Here is a 1,077-nt window from a genome sequence, read left to right as displayed (position 1 = left end):
GAGCTCGTAAATACCTGCGCAACCTGGGCAACCGCCCCGCGCAAGCCAAAAGGCAATGGGACGTAGACGTCGCATACAGTCGACTGATATGGCTTGCAAGATGAGACAGGGGTTTTCCATGGGCATTCTAAGCGACGCCTTTCACGACAACCATCTGGATCCGGCAATCATAGCCGACCGGCTGCGGACGACGAAGGACGATGTCGCCTGGTCCGCGGGTCTGGGGCGGGACGCCGTTCTGCGCCAGCGTCGTCTGATGAGCGACCCCACCCAGCGGCGTCTCCGCGAAATGGTTGAGATCGTCAATCTGGTGACGCCGCGTTCCGGCAATCCGATTATGGCGTATGCATGGTATCGCCCGGAACCACTGTCTCGCTTTTCCGGCTCGACGGCCATGCAACTTACACGTGAGGGCCGCGCGACCGAAGTTCTTGACTACATCGAGGCGATCGACGCCGGAGTTCATGCCTAAGGCATGAGGTTCACGGGACAGCTTTATCGGGCGATCACGCCGCGTTTTGCTGCCGAACCCCTGTCGGGCGAAGGCGCGCGGCGGTTCGGGAGCCGATCTAACGCCAGGGGCACGTCAGCGCTTTATCTGGCGACCCATTTCGTGACCGCGATCTATGAGGCTAACCAGATCGGCTCTCTCCAATCGACAACCCTGGTGACCTTTGAGGCCGACATCGAAAACCTGTTCGACGCGCGGGATCCGGCGGCACTCTCCCGTGAGGACGTCGATTCGGCAGTCCTGTCGGCGGACACGCGGTTCTGAGAGAACTGCTGTCGAGTGACGCGTGTCCTTGCGCCTGACCCGAGCTCAGGTCCATAGCAAGGAGAGGTTGTCGCAGGAATTCGGACCAGTCGCTAATACCTGGGGCATGAACCATCGACTCTGAAGGTGGTTTGCTTTGCGGCCGACCTCTGATTCACTCCACTGCAAGGCGGAGGAGGATCGAAATGGCAGTAGACATCACACGCACGGACCTTTCGGCATCGGATCTGCGGCGGGAGGCGGCTCGCGTGAAGGACGCGCGAGCGTCGCGCCGGATGCTGGCGCTGGCGCATGTGCTTGAC

Annotated in this window: 2 protein-coding genes; both read left to right on the top strand. The window is 61.1% G+C overall.

All coding sequences use genetic code 11. The annotated features are described in order from the left end of the window. Nucleotides 1-118: 118 nt before the first annotated feature. Nucleotides 119-472: an antitoxin Xre/MbcA/ParS toxin-binding domain-containing protein gene (locus tag OU682_RS24080; protein WP_268944698.1), complete on the top strand. Its 354-nt coding sequence runs from the start codon at nucleotides 119-121 to the stop codon at nucleotides 470-472. Nucleotides 473-475: 3 nt separating this feature from the next. Next, entirely contained in the window at nucleotides 476-775 is a 300-nt protein-coding gene (locus OU682_RS24075) for an RES family NAD+ phosphorylase (protein WP_268944697.1), read from the top strand. Nucleotides 776-1,077 lie beyond the last annotated feature (302 nt).

It is taken from the genome of Paracoccus benzoatiresistens (assembly GCF_026913015.1).
Taxonomy (GTDB): domain Bacteria; phylum Pseudomonadota; class Alphaproteobacteria; order Rhodobacterales; family Rhodobacteraceae; genus Paracoccus; species Paracoccus benzoatiresistens.
The sequence above is the reverse complement of the archived record's forward strand: the minus strand, read 5'-3'. Positions and strand labels throughout refer to the sequence as shown.